This window comes from Halobacillus sp. AWH4_228 (assembly GCF_056158365.1).
This window is the reverse complement of record NZ_JBSWTE010000001.1, coordinates 3051867-3070301: the sequence shown is the minus strand read 5'-3', so window position 1 is coordinate 3070301 and position 18435 is coordinate 3051867. Positions and strand designations below refer to the sequence as shown.

12 protein-coding genes are annotated in these 18435 nt (G+C 48.4%); all 12 read left to right on the top strand.

Going from position 1 to position 18435, the window contains the following annotated elements; translation table 11 throughout:
- Positions 1-21: 21 nt before the first annotated feature.
- The 12 genes from ACXADP_RS15905 to ACXADP_RS15850 all read left to right on the top strand — a co-directional run bounded on the left by ACXADP_RS15905 (position 22) and on the right by ACXADP_RS15850 (position 18435).
- Complete coding sequence (locus ACXADP_RS15905; RefSeq protein ID WP_474971908.1) at positions 22-1557, top strand: Ppx/GppA phosphatase family protein; 1536 nt, start codon at positions 22-24, stop codon at positions 1555-1557.
- 179 nt (positions 1558-1736) lie between these two features.
- A complete protein-coding gene (locus tag ACXADP_RS15900) occupies positions 1737-3836 on the top strand; it encodes an RNA degradosome polyphosphate kinase (RefSeq protein WP_474971907.1) in 2100 nt (699 codons plus the stop codon).
- A gap of 242 nt (positions 3837-4078) precedes the next feature.
- Positions 4079-6883, top strand: coding sequence for a 2-oxoglutarate dehydrogenase E1 component (locus tag ACXADP_RS15895; protein WP_474970360.1), 2805 nt, complete (start codon positions 4079-4081; stop codon positions 6881-6883).
- On the top strand, positions 6880-8184 hold the full coding sequence (odhB, locus tag ACXADP_RS15890; protein WP_474971906.1) for a 2-oxoglutarate dehydrogenase complex dihydrolipoyllysine-residue succinyltransferase: 1305 nt from the start codon (positions 6880-6882) through the stop codon (positions 8182-8184). The genes ACXADP_RS15895 and odhB overlap by 4 nt, the downstream gene beginning before the upstream one ends.
- A 188-nt stretch (positions 8185-8372) precedes the next feature.
- The gene (yhbH, locus tag ACXADP_RS15885; protein WP_474967714.1) at positions 8373-9536 is read left to right on the top strand and encodes a sporulation protein YhbH; all 1164 of its coding nucleotides are present in this window, start codon (positions 8373-8375) and stop codon (positions 9534-9536) included.
- A 126-nt stretch (positions 9537-9662) separates the two neighbouring features.
- Positions 9663-11165: a potassium/proton antiporter gene (locus ACXADP_RS15880; protein ID WP_474967715.1), complete on the top strand. Its 1503-nt coding sequence runs from the start codon at positions 9663-9665 to the stop codon at positions 11163-11165.
- Between the two features lie 213 nt (positions 11166-11378).
- The gene (gene proC, locus ACXADP_RS15875) at positions 11379-12194 is read left to right on the top strand and encodes a pyrroline-5-carboxylate reductase (RefSeq protein ID WP_474967716.1); all 816 of its coding nucleotides are present in this window, start codon (positions 11379-11381) and stop codon (positions 12192-12194) included.
- Between the two features lie 89 nt (positions 12195-12283).
- The gene (locus tag ACXADP_RS15870; RefSeq protein WP_474967717.1) at positions 12284-12763 is read left to right on the top strand and encodes a PH domain-containing protein; all 480 of its coding nucleotides are present in this window, start codon (positions 12284-12286) and stop codon (positions 12761-12763) included.
- Entirely contained in the window at positions 12753-14240 is a 1488-nt protein-coding gene (locus tag ACXADP_RS15865) for a PH domain-containing protein (RefSeq protein WP_474971905.1), read from the top strand. The genes ACXADP_RS15870 and ACXADP_RS15865 overlap by 11 nt, the downstream gene beginning before the upstream one ends.
- A gap of 129 nt (positions 14241-14369) precedes the next feature.
- Entirely contained in the window at positions 14370-15662 is a 1293-nt protein-coding gene (locus tag ACXADP_RS15860) for an NCS2 family permease (RefSeq protein WP_474967719.1), read from the top strand.
- 99 nt (positions 15663-15761) lie between these two features.
- Complete coding sequence (locus ACXADP_RS15855; RefSeq protein WP_474967720.1) at positions 15762-17348, top strand: spore germination protein; 1587 nt, start codon at positions 15762-15764, stop codon at positions 17346-17348.
- Positions 17275-18435, top strand: a complete 1161-nt coding sequence (locus ACXADP_RS15850) for a GerAB/ArcD/ProY family transporter (RefSeq protein WP_474967721.1) — start codon at positions 17275-17277, stop codon at positions 18433-18435. Before ACXADP_RS15855 ends, ACXADP_RS15850 begins: the two co-directional genes overlap by 74 nt.

Below are 18435 nucleotides of genomic sequence, written 5' to 3'. Positions count from 1 at the left end.
AAAAAGAAGAGTGGTGAAATCATGGCCAGGAAATTTTATGCAATTATTGATGTAGGTTCAAACACGATGCGTCTAGTGATTTATCTGCGTGATAAAGGTGGACGTCTGCGTGAAGTGGAGAATGTAAAAGCGGTCGCACGTCTCCGGAACCATTTAACGAAGGATGGTCTGTTATCCACCGAAGGGCTGCAGACGCTGCTGACGACACTGAAGAGTTTCAAGGAAGTTGCTGAATCCTATACGCTTGAGGAAATGGTGTGTGTCGCTACGGCTACGGTCCGCCAGGCGGGGAACCAGGAGGAGATCATCAGCCAGGTTTCCAAGCATACCGGTTTTGACATGCGCATTTTATCGGATCACGAAGAAGCGTATTACGGTTACCTGGCCGTCGTGAATTCCACTCCAGTTACAGAAGGGATCACCGTGGATATTGGCGGGGGGAGTACCGAAGTTACATATTTTAAAGACCGTGAATTGATCGAATCGTACAGCTTCCCGTTCGGAGCATTGACGTTGAAGCAGGACTTCTTCAAAAAGGAACTGCCGACCGAGAATGAATTCGCGGCTTTGCGCCGGTATCTGCTTGATCAGTTCAAATCACTGCCGTGGCTGCAGAAGAAGGATATTCCATTGATCGGAATCGGCGGTGGCGCGCGGAACCTTGCACAGATCGATCAGAACCTGAAGGAGTACCCGCTGGCCGGCCTTCATCAATATAAAATGAAGGACAGCGATCTCGCTTTTATAAAAAATTATTTATTCACCCTGCCGATGAAGAAGCTGCAGAAGGTGGAGGGGCTGTCCAAAGACCGGGCGGATATTATTCTGCCGGCGACGGAAGTGTTCCATTCCCTTTACGATACCATGCAGGCTTCCGGATTCATTCTGAGCAGAAAAGGGCTTCGGGATGGTGTCTTTTTTGAACAGCTGACGAAGGATATGGGGACATCGGTTTTTCCGAACGTGCTGGAGGAGAGCATTCAGGAATTAATCAATGATTATGACTTGAATGTCAAACAGATCCAGCACGTCCAGCATCTGGCTCATCAGCTTTTCTACCAGCTCCATGAAAAAGGGCTCGGTTCTTTGAAAAAATCGGACTGGCAGGAAGTGAAGAGGGCGAGCTATGTGTTCAACCTGGGGGATTATATCGACAGTGAAGCGAGTGCCCAGCATACCTTCTACCTGCTTGCCAACCGGACGATTGACGGATTGATGCATATGGAGAGACTGCGGATGGCGCTTATGGCCTCCTATAAGAACAAAACGATTTTCAAGCAGTTCCTTCAGCCGTATAAGAAGTGGTTTTTGAAGGATGAACAGAAGAAGCTCCGTCTTCTTGGCTCCCTTCTGAAGTTCTGCTACAGCCTCGACAGCACCCGCAGGCAGACGATCCAAAGCCTTACGCTGACGAAAGAAGGCCATGACCTGCATATTATGTGTCACTGCTCCGGCGAATGGATGCCGGAGGAATATCAGGCGGAAAAACAGAAAAAACATTTGGAAAAGTCACTGAAAAAGACTATAGAACTGTCTTTTGTGGAAAATAAAAAGTAAGTCCCTCTGCGGGCTTCTTTTTATGCACAGCTATTAATTTCGGAATATTCTACCTTAAAAGAAAACAAAATTCAGCAAAATTCATCATTTTTTTACAAAACCTTAACACTTGTTTTATATAGAGGATATAGAGACGTACTAACATATGGAGTGGAATAAATGTGTAAAGGGTGTGCGGAATGTCAACAGAAAACAAGACACAGGAATTGAATAATCCATTGTTTTATAACAACCGGGAGCTGAGCTGGCTCGCTTTTAATGAGCGTGTGCTTGATGAGGCTCTTGATTTGGATAACCCTTTGCTTGAGCGTTTGAAATTTTTAGCGATCGGATCCTCCAACCTGGATGAATTTTTCATGGTACGGGTAGCCGGATTGAAGGATCAGGTAAAAGCCGGTTTCAACAAGCCGGAGAACAAGGCCGGGTTGACTCCGAAACAGCAGCTGGCGAAAATTTCGGAAATCAATCATAACAACGTGAAGAAGCAGTATGACTCTTATCAGTCGATGAAGCCGGAACTGGAGAAGGAAGGCATCTCCCTGCTTTCCATAGATAATTTGACGAAAGAGGAAATCAACCGCTTCGAAAAATATTTTGACGAGGAAATCTTTCCCGTGCTGACGCCGATGGCTGTGGATGCCTACCGTCCGTTTCCGATGCTTCTCAACAAGTCCATCAACCTTGCTGTCGTCATCAAAGATGAAATCGATCCGGAGAACACAACAAAGACGGCGATTGTCCAGGTGCCGGCCGTCCTGGATCGTTTTGTCCAGGTGGAGCATGAAAATAAATACCAATATGTGCTTCTTGAGGAAATTATCAGCCATTTTATGGGTAAACTGTTTAAAGGATACAAAGTGGAATCTGTTACAGAGTTCCGTATCACAAGAAATGCGGATATGACAATCCATGAGGAAGGTGCCCGGGATCTTTTGAAGGAAATCGAAAAAGAATTGAAAAAACGCAAATGGGGCGCAGCCGTCCGTCTGGAAGTAAGGGATGGCAAGTACGATGAGAAAGTGGTCAAATTCCTGCTCAGCGTCCTGGAAATTCATCGTGATGACCTGTATATTACGAACGGTCCGCTTGATCTCACGTTCCTGTTCAAGTTCCATAAAACGTTTGCTGATGTGAAGGATCACCTTTACTATGAGACATTGATGTCGCAGCCACCGCGTGATTTGGATGGGGAGGAGAATATCTTTGAAGCAGCGGAGAACCGCGATATCTTCCTGCACCACCCTTATGAATCCTTTGAGCCTGTCGTCGATTTTGTGGCGGAAGCGGCAGATGATCCATACGTGCTGGCCATCAAACAGACGCTGTACAGGGTAAGTGGAGATTCACCGATTATAGACGCTTTAAAGCGGGCAGCGGAGAAAGGGAAACAGGTGACGGTGCTTGTTGAACTGAAAGCGCGGTTCGATGAAGAGAACAACGTGCAGTGGGCCAAGGAGCTCGAAAAAGCCGGGTGTCACGTCATTTACGGCATGACCTACTTGAAAACCCACAGCAAAATCACCCTTGTCGTCAGGAAAAAAGCAGAAAAGATCGAGCGCTTCGTCCACCTGGGTACCGGAAACTACAACGACCAGACGGCTTCTCTGTATACCGATATGGGCATCATTACGTCGAAGCGGAAGTTCGGGATAGATTCGACGCACTTCTTCAATTACTTGAGCGGTTTTACGGAGAAACCGGAGTTCCATCACTTGTCTATGGCTCCATTTGATATCCGGAATGACTTTATCCGCTACATGAACAATGAAATCCGCTTCCATAAGCAGCACGGAAACGGCCGGATCATAGCGAAGATGAACTCGCTTACGGACAAAAACCTGATCATGAAAATGTACGAAGCTTCCCAGGCAGGCGTACAGGTCGACCTGATCGTCCGCGGGATCTGCTGCTTGAGGCCCGGCATTGAAGGCGTCAGTGACAATATCCGCGTGTACAGCATTGTCGGACGCTTCCTGGAGCACAGCCGGATTTATTATTTCCATCACAACGGGGACGACCGCCTGTTCCTTTCCTCTGCGGATATGATGACTCGAAATATGGTGAAACGCGTTGAACTGCTTTTCCCGATTCACGAGCCTTCTGTGAAAACCCGGCTGAAGAAAATCCTGTCCATCATGCTGAATGATAACATCAAGGCGAGGGAGCAGAAGAACGACGGCAGTTATGAGTACGTACAGCCTGAGAAAAACCAGGTGCGTATCAACAGCCAGATGAAGTTTTTCGATATGGCCTACCGGGTTCTTGAGGATGAGGAATAATCTTTACCAGTAAAAAGTAAAAAGGCGTACCAAAGGGTGCGCCTTTCTTGTTATAATGGAATTGTTACCATTTGAGAAAAATAAGCGAAATTTGTTGAATACGTAAGCGTTTCAATTCTATAATAGTATGTGGACTTGGAAACGTTTTCGAGGAAACTTTAGCCAACAACTACTTGGAGGTATTCTACGTGTCTAAACAAGGCTCCATTCAAAGATTTTGGGATAATTTCCACGGCCCCAACATGGGGTATATCGAAGAGCAATTCGAAGTATATGAAGAAAACCCAAGTGCTGTCGATCCTTCACTGAAGGAAATTTTTGACGAGCACGGGGCACCTGACTGGATGAAGACAAGCCCGTCTGTTGAAACGAACGGCGCTGCGTCTCCTTCAGAAAGGGACATTGCGAAAATCACCTCGGCATTGAAACTTGTTGAGGCTATTCGTCGTCACGGCCATCTGCAGGCGAACATCTATGCTGTAGGAAGTGACGAGCGGCCTAAAACAAATTTGCTTGATTTAGAAACCTACGGACTTCAGGAGAAGGATCTGGAGGCTATGCCGGCGGAGTGGGTCTGGCCGGACGCGCCTATGAAACTGGATAATGCCCTCCAAGTGGTCCATGTACTTAAAGAGAGATATGCGGGGACGATCTCCTTTGAATTCGGCCATGTCAATAATGAGAACGAAAGAAAATGGCTGCAGGACAAAGTCGATACAGGATCGTATCAGGTATCTTTGACAAATCAAGAAAAGAAACAGCTGTTGTACCGCCTGGCTGAAGTGGAAGGTTTTGAGAACTTCCTTGCCAAAACGTTTGTGGCACAGAAGCGCTTTTCCATTGAAGGCCTCGATATTATGGTGCCGATGCTCGACCATATTATCCAGTCGGCTTCCGGCGACCACATTAAACATATCATGATGGGCATGGCCCACAGGGGAAGACTGAACGTGCTTGCCCACATCCTTGGGAAGCCTTATGACCGGATTTTCTCTGAGTTCCACCATTCACCTGATAAAGAGCTCGTACCTTCAGAAGGTTCGATGGGCATCAACTACGGCTGGACAGGTGATGTGAAGTATCACTTCGGAGCCCGGAGAGAGATCGAAAACGGCGAGCAGTCGGCAACGAAAGTGACGCTGAGCCATAACCCTTCCCACCTGGAATACGTCAACCCTGTCGTCCAGGGTTTTACAAGAGCGGCGCAGGATGACCGCAGGGAACCCGGCTATGCGAAGATGGACGAAGACGAGGCATTCGGTCTGTTGATCCACGGGGATGCAGCCTTTATCGGTGAAGGGGTTGTCGCAGAAACGCTGAATATGAGTGATCTTCCCGGCTATCGTACAGGAGGCACGGTCCATATCATCGCCAACAACCTTGTCGGCTTCACGACGAACCGCAGAGACGGACGTTCGACAAGATATGCCAGTGATCTGGCGAAGGGCTTTGAAATACCGGTGGTGCATGTGAATGCCGACGATCCAGCGGCATGCCTTTCTGCTATGGCTCTTGCATACGAATACCGTCAGAAGTTCCATAAGGACTTTCTGATTGATCTCGTCGGGTACCGCCGTTTCGGACATAACGAAATGGACGAGCCGCGCTCTACACAGCCGAAGCTGTATAAGGAAATCGATGAGCATCCGACGGCTGCCGCTGTTTTTGAGAAGCAGCTTCAGGATGAAAGCGTTGTGGAAGACGGCGAGCTGGCGAAGATGAAAGAAGAGATTGAAGAGAAGCTTCGTGACATCTATAACAATATGGGTGAGCACGAAACAGCTGCTCCTGATGTGAAGGACCGTCCGAGCGGTGTAGAACGGGATCTGGATGAAATTCAGACATCCGTGGATATTGAGCGTCTGCGTGGTCTGAATGAAGGGATGCTGAAACGTCCGGAAGGCTTCAATGGATTTAAGAAGCTGGAAAAGATTCTCCAGCGTCGTGCGAAAATGCTGGATGAAGGGCAGAAAGTGGACTGGGCGACAGCGGAAGCCCTGGCCTTCGCTTCTATCCTGGAAGATGGCATTCCGATAAGGATTACCGGTCAGGATACGGAGCGGGGAACCTTCGCTCACCGTCATCTTGTCCTACATGATGTAGAAACGGATGAAACCTACTGTCCACTTCACGGGCTGGATCAGGCGGAAGCGTCCTTTGATATTCACAACAGTCCGTTATCGGAAGCAGGGGTTATCGGTTTTGAGTACGGCTACAGTGTTCATGCTTCCGATTCTCTTGTCCTGTGGGAAGCGCAGTTTGGTGACTTCGCCAATGCCGGTCAGGTCATTTTTGATCAGTTTATTGCCGCCGGCCGCGCGAAGTGGGGAGAGAAATCCAATATGGTCTTCCTGCTTCCGCACGGGTATGAAGGACAGGGGCCGGAGCATTCCAGTGCCCGCCTTGAGCGTTTCCTTCAGCTGGCTGCAGAAAACAACTGGACCGTGGCCAATGTCACATCATCGGCCCAGTATTTCCACCTGCTCCGCAGACAGGCGGCAATCAGCAACCAGGAAGAGGCACGGCCGCTTGTATTGATGACACCGAAAAGCCTGCTGCGGAATCAAAGAGTCGCCGTAGACGGAGATGCTTTCAGCGATGGGAAATTCCAGTCGCTCATGATGCAGCCGGGATTATCTGAGAATAAAGATAAAGAAAAAGTGAAAACCCTTCTATTAGGAAGCGGAAAAATCATGGTGGATATCGAAGACAAGGTGGAAAGTATGGACGAAACCTTCGAAACCATCGATGCTGTCCGGGTGGAACAGATTTACCCATTCCCGGATCAAAAACTGGCAGAAATGCTGGAAACCTATCCGAATTTAGAAGAACTAGTATGGGTCCAGGAAGAACCGCAGAACATGGGTAGCTGGTATTTCGTGGAGGGGATCCTCCACAGACTCCTGAAGGATGGACAGATTCACAGATTTGTAGGACGTCCGCACAGGGCTTCCCCTTCCGTTGGAGAACCGAATATCCATAAAACAGAGCAGAATCGAATCATTCTTGAAGCGCTGCAGATGTCTAAAGGAGGAGAAACAAAATGAAGGAAATCAAAGTACCTGAATTAGCTGAATCCATAACTGAAGGCACGATAGCCGAATGGCTTGTGAAAAAAGGCGACCACGTTTCCAAAGGCGATCCAATTCTTGAGCTGGAAACAGACAAGGTCAATGTGGAAGTGAACGCGGATGCAGACGGGGTTATTGCTGAACTGCTCAAGGAAGAAGGAGATGACGTAGAAGTCGGAGACGTCATCGCTAAAGTGGATGAGAACGGAGAAGCTTCCGCATCTTCTGAGGATTCCTCTGATGATCAACAGGCGGAAGCACCTGCAGCTGAACAGAAGGAAGAACCTCAGCAGCAGGAACAGAAACAGGAGTCCAAGCAGGAAGAACAGCCAGCGGGCTCCAATGGACAGAACAATGGGAATAAGGACATTGTAGCCACTCCGGCTGCCAGAAAGCGTGCTCGTGAACTCGGTATTGATTTGAGCAGTATTTCTGCCCGTGATCCGCTCGGCCGCATCCGTCCGGAAGATGTCGATGCCGCAGCTAAGGGTGGCAGCAAGTCGGAAGAGCCGAAATCAGCGTCTAACGACAAGCCGAAGAAAGAGAAGAAGGAAGAGGAGAAGGCACAGTTTGATAAACCGGTGGAACGGATTAAAATGTCCCGCCGCCGTCAAACGATTGCCAAGCGTCTTGTAGAGGTCCAGCAGGAAGCAGCAATGCTCACGACGTTCAACGAAGTGGACATGACGAACGTTATGAAGCTTCGCAGCGACCGCAAAGAATCCTTCCAGAAAAAGCACGACGTGAAACTCGGTTTTATGTCCTTCTTCACGAAGGCGGCCGTCGGTGCCTTGAAGGAATTCCCGAACTTGAACGCAGAAATTCAGGGCAGCGAAATCATTCAGAAGAAATTCTATGATATCGGAATGGCTGTTTCTACAGAGGAGGGTCTTGTGGTTCCTGTCGTCCGTGATGCCGACCGCCTTGATTTCGCCGGTATTGAGAAGGGAATCGCTGATGTAGCAGCGAAGGCCCGGAATAAAGAACTGCAGCTGGAGGATCTCCAAGGAGGTTCCTTTACCATCACAAACGGTGGAATTTTCGGGTCCATGCTTTCTACGCCGATCCTGAATTCCCCTCAGGTCGGAATTCTTGGGCTGCACAATATTGAGAAGCGCGCGAAGGTCATGCCTGATGACAGCATTGAAGCACGTCCGATGATGTACATTGCGCTTTCCTACGACCACAGAATCGTCGATGGAAAAGAAGCGGTCCAGTTCCTGCGCCGCATTAAAGAAATGATTGAAGATCCGTACGACCTTCTTTTAGAAGGATAATAGGAAATGAAAAGCCCCTGCAGCCTGGCTGCAGGGGCTTTTTTTTATGAGAAAACCTAGTAGAAGGGATCAGAAATAAGAGAAAAGATAGGCGGAAATAACAAATAATCGATACATATCCCAATATGTTTCATCCATTCACGTGGACCTGCATACGATAGAGTAATACTCGATTAGGAGGGAATAACATGGATGAAGAGACGAGTTTTGTAATCGCCGAAGACGACTGGTCCCTCCATCGGAAAGGCTACGACGATCAGCGTCGACACCAGGAAAAAGTCAAAGATGCCATGAGCAAGCAGCTGCCTGATTTGATAACCGAAGAAAACATTGTCATGTCCAATGGAAAGCGTGTCGTGAAGATTCCTATACGGTCATTAGATGAATATAAAATCCGCTACAATTATGAGAAGAATAAGCATGCGGGACAAGGAGAGGGAGACAGCGAAATTGGCGATGTGGTGGCCCAGGCCCCGCAGCCCGCTAAAGGGAAGCCCGGCGATGGAGACGGCGCCGGTGACCAGGCGGGAGACGATTATTATGAGGCAGAGGTATCGCTGGCTGAATTGGAAGAGGCTTTATTCAAAGAGCTGACCCTTCCTAATCTCGATGAGAAAGAAAAAGACAATATCCTTCATACCGATATTGAATTCAGCGATATTCGTAAAACCGGATTGACCGGCAATATCGATAAGAAGAGGACAATGCTTGAAGCCTACAAGCGGAATGCACTTCGCGGGGAACCCTCTTTCGCACCGATTTACCCGGAGGACATCCGCTACAAGACGTGGAATGAGAAGACCAAGCCGGAGTCCAAAGCGGTCGTCATTGCCATGATGGATACCAGTGGGTCGATGGGGCAGTGGGAAAAATACATGGCCAGAAGTTTCTTTTTCTGGATGACCCGCTTCCTGAACCGAAACTATGAAACGGTGGATATTGAATTTGTCGCCCACCATACGCAGGCGAAAGTCGTCAGCGAGGAGGATTTCTTTTCGAAAGGGGAAAGCGGCGGAACCATCTGCTCATCTGCTTACAGGAAAGCGCTGGAGCTCATTGAGACGAAATATTCACCGGAACGCTACAACATCTATCCGTTCCACTTTTCTGATGGTGACAACCTGACCTCTGATAATAAACGATGTCTCGGTTTAATTGAACAGCTGATTGAAGTTTCACAGATGTTCGGGTACGGGGAAGTGAATCAGTATAACCGGTCCTCCAGCTTGATGCAGGCTTATAAATCCATCGAACATGATAAGTTCCGTTATTACATCCTACGCAGAAAAGCCGACGTTTTTCATTCGATGAAGCATTTCTTCAGCGAGCAGGTCGAGGAAATGTTCACGTAGCTGACATAAAAAGGGTGTCGAGAGAGTTCTCGGCCCCTTTTTTGTGCGAAAGGTTTACAAGTACACAGGAAAGGAAACTCCTTGATATAATGAGAAGGGTCATCCTACATACAAGGAGTTCATTCTATGATTCAGGAAATTCTGCAGTCTAATCAATTCATTATGCTGATGGCGCTTCTGCTCATTGTCAGCATCATCGTTACGAAATTCTCTTCCCGGCTTGGGGTTCCGTCTCTCGTGTTGTTTATTCTTGTCGGAATGATGGTCGGCAACGAGGGTCTGGGGTTCATTGACTTTGACAATCCGGAAATCGCCCAGCTTGTCGGTGTCATTGCTTTGATTATCATTCTGTTTGAAGGTGGAATGCTGACCAAGTGGAAAGATATTCGTCCTGTCCTCGCCCCTTCGTTGACGCTTGCGACCGTCGGAGTCGTACTGACGACAGGTATCGTTGCAGTTGCAGCGAAATATTTCCTTCATATCGGCTGGGTGGAGGCGATGCTCGTCGGAGCGATCGTCGGTTCTACAGATGCTGCAGCCGTCTTTGCTGTACTGAAAGGGAAAAATGTAGACGGGAAGCTGGAGGCCACCCTGGAAGCCGAATCAGGGACGAATGATCCAATGGCCGTGTTTTTGACGATCAGCTTCATTCAACTGCTGACGGTTGATGAAGTCAACATGTTCGGATTGGTTGGTTCCTTCTTCTGGCAGATGGGGGCAGGGGTCGTGGTTGGTGCTGCGATCGGCTGGGGGGCGAGTTTCGCCTTAAACCGAATCAACCTCGATTCCAGCGGGCTTTATCCCCTTTTTGCGCTTGGTTTTGCGTTTCTTTCCTACGGGGCGAGCTCGCTTCTGCAAGCCAGTGGACTTCTTGCCGTCTATGTCACTGCGGTGATCATCGGAAATGCGGAACTTGCCTACCGTTATTCAATCCTTCGCTTCCATGAAGGCTTCGGCTGGATGGCACAGATTCTGATGTTCATCATCCTTGGGTTGTTCGTCACTCCGTCAGAGGTGTTTACGTGGTCTGTCATGGCGAGCGGATTATTGATTGCCGGGGTGCTTATTTTTATTGCCAGGCCGGCAGCGGCTTTTTTGAGTCTATCCGGGTTTTCGTTTACATGGAGGGAAAAAGTGTTTCTATCGTGGGCGGGTGTCCGGGGAGCGGTTCCGATCGTCCTCGCAATTTTCCCGATGCTTGCCGACATCGAAAACAGCCAGGTGATCTTCAACGTCGTTTTCTTCACGGTTCTGACTTCAGCGCTCATCCAGGGGTCCTCGATTACTTGGATGGCAGACCGGTTCAAACTGGTTTCCGACAAGCTTGGCAACCCGATTCATTCATTGGAACTGATTTCAATTGGAAAAGCGAATGTGGAGATGATTGAGTTTGAGGTAACTCCGAGGAATGTCGTCGTCGGGCAGAAGCTTGAGGAAATGGAACTGCCGGACAGGGCATTGATTAATGCCATTATCCGTAAGGGTGATGTGATTACACCATACGGACAGACGGAAATAAAAGCAGGGGATACGTTATACATTCTGGTTTCCAGAAAAAACAAGAAAGAAGTCAAGAAAGTTCTTGAAGCCGTTAAGGATCACGGACACCACGAGAAAAGCCGAGCTTAAACAGCTCGGCTTTTCTCGTAGCAGCTATGATATTTTGGGCGTTTCTTTATGATATGAAGAATACAGTCTTTATTATAGGTAACAAATGCTGATTTGTAAACCTTTTCTAATAAAAACGTGATCATTTTACTAGAAAATATTAGTGAAAGCGGGAAGCAATTGTGTGTTCGACAAAGTTCCTATACAATAAGAATCACCAAGGAGGGATGTACGGTGAAGAAACGTATAGGTTTTATCGGCTGCGGTCAGATGGGCCAGGCCATGATTCAGGGCATGATTGATGCAGGGGTCGTGGAACCGGGGGATATCGCTGCGACCGCTTTGTCTGATGAAACGATCGATTTTGTGGCCGATGAGTACGGCATACATATTTCCAATGATAATAAGAAACTGGCAGGAGAAAGCGACCTGCTGTTTCTGGCCGTGAAGCCATATGTGTACAGAGGTGTGATTGAGGAAATCCGTGAAGAGGTTTCCGAGGATACGGTGGTCATTACGGTTGCAGCCGGTATTACGCTTCAATCGATGGAAGAGGCTTTTGATAAAAATGTCAAAGTCATCCGATCCATGCCGAACACCCCATCGCTGGTTGGTGCAGGTATGAGTGCGCTCTGTCCCAATGCTTTTGTGACACAGGAAGATCTGGCCGAAGTGCTCGAGCTGTATGAAAGCTTTGGGGAAGCGGAAGTCATTGAAGAGAAACTCATGGATGCTGTGCCGGCGGTCAGTGGTTCTTCCCCGGCTTTTGTATACATGCTGATTGAAGCGATGGCGGATGCCGCTGTCCAGCAGGGCTTTCCGAGGGACAAGGCTTATAAAATGGTTGCCCAGACAGTCGAGGGGGCTGCGAAGATGGTCAAGGAAACAGGCAGACATCCGGCAGAATTGAAGGATGCCGTCTGCACGCCCGGAGGCACGACGATTTCCGGTGTAACCAAGCTGGAGGAAGCTGGGTTCAGGAAGGCCATTATTCAAGGGATGACGGCTACGACAGAAAAGTCAAAAGCCTTATCCCAAGGGAGAAAATAACAGAAAGCCGGGCCCCGGATGCCGGGCTTTCTGTTTGTTTGAAACGAATGGGCTCGCATATCCGTACAGATAGTACAGGAGGTGGACGTATGAATAATCAGCCGGCTCAACGTATTTCTAAGCGGGCTTTAACGCTATGGCGCATATACGGCGTCATACACAGCTTCATTCTATTACTCATAACAACGGCTTTAACCGTTACGGTGTTCCTCTGGGAATGGCCGTGGTGGCTGGCGGCTGGAGGAGGAGGGCTGGTCGTTCTGGATGCCGTTCTGTTCATCTGGCTGGTGCCAGGGCTGAGATGGAAACGCTGGCGCTATGAAGTCAGTGAGCAGAACATCGATCTGCAGCACGGCATTTTCATCATTACCCGCACACTGGTACCGATGGTCCGGGTTCAGCACGTAGATACGGAGCAGGGACCGCTGCTACGGAAATTCCGACTTTCCACCATCAGCATATCGACAGCGGCGACGATACATAAAATACCAGCGCTCGATGAAGACGAGGCGGAGCGTCTGCGCCAGTCGATTTCCTCTCTGGCAAGGGTGGCTGAGGATGATGTTTGAACCGCGGAAGCTCCACCCTATTTCTGCATTGATCAATTTCGTTAAAACCCTGAAAGATGCGGCTTTTCCATTGATTGTCGTTATTTTTATTAACGGCAGCCCGTTCAGTGGAGAATGGAACTGGGTGCCGCTCGCCATTTGGGGAGGTCTGCTGGTAATCGTGCTTGGTTCAGGAGTCATCCGCTGGCTGCGGTTTTCTTATTGGATGGAAGATGGAGAACTGCGTATTGAATATGGGTTGATTTTCAGGAAGAAACGCTACATTCCTGTGGAGAGGATTCAAAGCCTTGATTTTTCGGAAGGAATTTTCCACCGCCCGTTGAAATTAGTGAAAATTTCTGTGGAAACGGCGGGGGCGACCGGTACACAAGGAGCGGAGGCTGAATTGACAGCCATTACCCGCGAAGAAGCCAAAGAGCTTGAAACGCTCATTTTTCAGCAGAAGCGGGCGGCCCAGGAAGAAGAAAGCGTTGAGGAAGATGCCGGGGAACAACCGGTGGAACCGCCAAGACAGAAAGTGTTCGGCATGACCATGAAGGATCTTGTCCTTATGGCCGTCACTTCCGGAGGGGCGGGGGTGGTCATTTCCGGTGTGGCCGTGTTCTTTTCCCAGTTCATGGACATTCTTCCTGTCGGGGCCATTTATGAAGAACTGTTGGACTGGATTCAGGTCGGTGTATTGATGGTGGCTGTTACTGTCCTCTTTGTTCTTTTGATCGCTTATGGGATATCGATCCTCCTTACGATCATGCGCTATGCCTATTTCTCTGTCTACCTGGAGGAAGAGGATCTGATCATTACCCGGGGATGGCTGGAGAAAAAGCAGATGACTATCCCGCTTAACCGGATTCAAGGGGTGCGGATTGATGAAAACCTGATCCGCCAGCCCCTGGGGTATGCATCGGTCACGATCATCAGTGCCGGTGGTTCCGTACTGCAGAACGATGAGCATCAGTTGAAACTGCTTCCGATGATCCGGAAAAAGGAAATCGAAGGAGTTCTCCAGATGATTCTCGAAGATTATCAGGTTGTTGGTGATTTCAAGCAGCCACCAGCCAGATCGAAATACCGTTACATGATCCGGCAGTCATGGCTCGGGGTGGCGGCCGCCGTTCCGGTCAGCATATACTTTTATCCTTACGGGTTGCTGGCTGTTCCAGCTGTCCTGGGGCTTGCGGGTTTCGGCCTGCTTGCCTATAAAGATGCGGGGTGGGCCATCCATGGTACCCAGTTGAGCCTGCGCTCAAGGAATATTATCAAGCAGACCTACTTGATGAAGCGATTCCGTATCCAGGCCGCATCCAAGAAGCAGACACTGCTGCAGAAGCGTGCCGGTCTTTCTACGATTCAGGTGACACTCACCTCTGGTGGAGGTGGAGCGGTGGCGCGCTGCTACTACCTGGAGGAAAAAGAAACCGATTCGGTCCTGGACTGGTATATAGACGCTGTGGCCAATCAAAAACCAGTGGAAAAGTAATTTTTCCGCTGGTTTTTTTCTGTTTACAATAAAAACACGAACATTAATAAATTACAGTTGATTTTTGTTCGCTTTACTATTACTATAAGAGACGTCCTATTCTTAAGTGAAAGATTGGTGTTGACATTGATGAATAAATTATTTCGTTTGGATGAAAACCAAACCACTATAAAAACTGAAATACTTGCCGGCATTACGACCTTTCTGACGATGGTCTACATTGTCGTTGTAAACCCTGCGATTCTATCCGGAGCAGGTGTTCCGTTCGGCCAGGTGTTTATGGCGACGATCATCGCTGCTGTCACAGGGACGCTGATTATGTCCTTTGCAGCCAACTACCCGATTGCCATCGCCCCCGGGATGGGGTTGAACGCCTATTTTGTTACAGAAGTGGTCCAGCAGGATGTCAGCTATTCGGTCATCTTCGGATCCGTTTTTGTTGCTGGTATTCTTTTCGTTATCTTAAGTTTAACAAGTCTTCGTAAAACGTTGATTATGGCCATTCCGCCATCCTTGAAATATGGCATAACATCCGGAATCGGTCTGTTCATTGCGTTTCTTGGACTTCGCATGTCCGGCATTATTGTTGAGAGTGATACAACGCTTGTCACTCTTGGAGACATGACATCTCCAGGGGTACTGCTGACCGTCTTTGGTCTTATGGTTACGCTCGGCCTGATTGCAAGGAACGTCACCGGCGGATTATTTATCGGCATGTTCATTACCGGCCTTGTTGGATTTTTCACCGGTCAGCTTGAACTGAATGGTTTTGTTGATACACCACCAGCTCCGGTTTTCTGGGATATGGATATTGGAGCGGTGTTCAGCAACGGCCTTTATACTGTGATTTTTGCATTTTTACTCGTGACTATTTTTGATACGACAGGGACGATGATCGGTGTGGCCGAGCAGGCCGGATTCATCCGCAAGGACGGAAGTCTTCCGAGAGCCCGCGCGGCTTTAATGGCAGATGCTTCTGCTACGACGGTCGGCGCTGTGTTCGGAACGAGTCCTTCATCCGCATACATTGAATCTTCTTCTGGTGTAGCGGCAGGAGGACGAACAGGATTGACGACCATGGTTGTCGCCGGCCTGTTCCTTCTCTCGATGTTCTTTGCACCTGTCGTAGGGGCGGTTTCCGGCCTTCCTGCGATTACCGCTCCTGTGTTGATCATCGTCGGCTGCTTTATGATGGAGGGGCTGGCAAAAGTCAACTGGGGGTCCTTTGATGATGCTTTCCCGGCTTTCATCATCATCCTCACCATGCCGCTTACCTCAAGTATTGCAACAGGGATTGCTTTCGGATTCATTACGTATCCGATTTTGAAACTGGTCGTCGGTAAAGGAAAGCAAGTCCACTGGATGCTTTACATGTTTGCGATCATCTTCATACTGCAGATGGCCTTCTTCCCCGGCCATTGATCCTGAACCTGCGTGCCCTTAAAAAGGCACGCAGGTTTTTTTATGTTCTTTCGGGTATATTTTCCTTTCCGTTTGGAAGATTAAGGACAGGTGATGCCCATGGGTTTCTTGAAACGGCTGTTCTTTGGAGATCATAAAAAACTCCAGGACAGGGATTTGGCGCACGACCATAATAGTCAAAAGCAGCCAAGTTCTAAAAAATTATCCGAGAATGTGGAATATCTCTTAAGTAATTTCCATAAGTCCAATGATTTGAAAATCCGTGTTCTAAATGAAGGGAATGCCGCTTTACTGTATTTCGAATCACTGGCAGAACAGGAAAAGGTGTTTGAAAAGATCTTTGCTCCTGTTGAAAAAGGTCATATCGATGAAATTTCCAAGTTGAGGAATGCCCGTATTGCAGAGGATCTTGAGGAAGTGATTACGAACCTGCTGGGCGGTCAGGCGGCTTATATGGAGGATGGCTCTAATAAGGTTCATCTTTTTGATGTGACGTCCTCCTTTAATCGGACACCGGAAGAGCCGCAGAACGAGCGGGTCATTCGTGGGGCGCACGACGGATTCATCGAAAATATCATGGTGAACATCAACCTGATTCGAAAAAGGATCGAAAATCGGAACTTAACCGTGAAATACATCAAGATTGGCTCCTATACCAATACAAATGTCGCCATCCTTTATATGGACGGCATCGCAGATCCTACCTTGGTTCAGGAGGTGGAAAGAAGGATCAGCTCTATTGATACGGATATGGTGCACAGTCCCGGGCTGATCGAAGAATACATCGAGGATCAAACGAATACGCCATTTCCACAGATGCTGCATACCGAAAGACCGGACAGGGTGGTCGCCAACTTAATGGAAGGCCGTGTGGCGATCATGGCAGAGGGCACCCCGACCACGCTTATTGCGCCATCAACGTTTTTTACGTTTTATCAGGCTTCTGATGATTACAACATGCGTTGGTTTACCGGAACATTTATCCGCCTTGTCCGTCTTTTCAGTTTTATAGTAGCCGTCGGTCTTCCAGCGTTTTATATCGCCATTGTCGGCTTCCACTTTGAGGTCATTCCGGATGAATTGATCATTCCTATCAAGGCTTCCATCAATGAAATTGCCTATCCCCCAATTATCGAAGCGCTGGTCATGGTCGTGATCATCGAATTGATCCGGGAGGCTGGTGTGCGGCTGCCGGCCCCGGTTGGGCAGACGATTGGTATTGTAGGAGGTCTCGTGATTGGCGATGCGGTGGTCCGGGCAGGGCTCGTTTCCAACTTGATGGTTATTGTTGTTGCGTTGACGGCAATTTCTTCCTTTGTGGTGCCCTCGAATGAATTGAGTACGGCGCTCCGTCTCCTTACATTTCCGTTAATTATCCTTGCCGGGACGATGGGCTTTGTCGGGATTGTGTTTGGAATGCTCATTATTATCATCCATTTGACAAAGCTGCAGTCTTTCGGTGTCCCGTACCTGGCTCCCGTAGCACCGCTCAGTTTTGTGGATCTTAAGGATACGTTTGTCCGTCTTCCGATGTTCATGATGAAAACAAGGCCGAAAGACTCACATGCGGTTAAGCCTGACGCATTGAATCCAGTGAGGAAGTGGAAGCTCAGTGACCAGCAAGGATCAAAACCAAACCAGAAGCCGGATGGGGCAGAAGCCTCTTCACAAAAACAATCCGATTGATGATCATAAAATTTCCAGACGCCAGTTTTTCTTTATCATTATCCAAACCCAGATTGGTGTAGGTGTGCTAAGTGTGCCATTTGAACTGCACAGTGCCGCCAGGCAGGATGGGTGGATCTCTCTGCTCATTGGAGCGTCGATCCTTCCTTTGGTTCTGCTGGCCATCTGGGGGACAGTAAAAAATTTCCCGGATGACTCTTTGTTTCAGATTAGCGAAAAAATCTTCTTCAAATGGGGAGGAAGGGCGTTAACTCTCGGTTATGTCCTCTATTTTGTCAGCGTAGGGACCTTGATTATCATCCTGTATGGAAGGATGATCAGTCTTTGGGTGCTTCCCAGTACGCCGCTGTGGATCATAGCTTTTCTTATGATTGTGGTCTGCTGCTATTTGATTTCCGGCGGACTCCTTGTCATGGGGAGGGTTTACACGATGGTTTCTGTTCTCATTCTTATTCTATTCGGAGTGATTATCTACTCGGCGAAAGAGATGAATATCGTATACCTTTTCCCGATGCTTGAGAATGGCTGGGGGAGAGTTTTGAAGGGTGTAAACGAAGCGCTTTTTTCTTTTTTAGGATACATCGTGTCGCTGTTCATCTATTCCAAGGTTATGGGTACTCATAAACAGAAACTGAGAGTCATGCTGTATGCCCACTGTTTTGTGTTTTTTTTCTATTTCATTATCGTATTTGTCAGCTTTACGTACTTCAGCACAAAGGAAATCACTCTGGTACCAGAGCCTATTTTGTATATGCTGAAGGCATTTGAACTTCCGATTATAGCGAGACTGGACTTGTTTTTCATTTCGATATGGGTGGTGAACGTGGCTACGACTTTCGGCACGTACTTGTATATGGCCAGTCTTGGAGTGAGTCACCTCTGTCCAATCTGTACGAAAACGACAGCATCCATCCTTGTCAGTGTAATCGTGCTTGCTTTGACTCTCTATGTCGGATATGACATGGACAAGACCAATCAGCTCGATCAAATCGTTCTCTATCTTGGCTATATTTTTTCTCTGTCGGTCCCCTTGATCATGCTGCCACTGTCCTACTTAAGAAAACAACGTTTCATGGAGGAAAGGTGA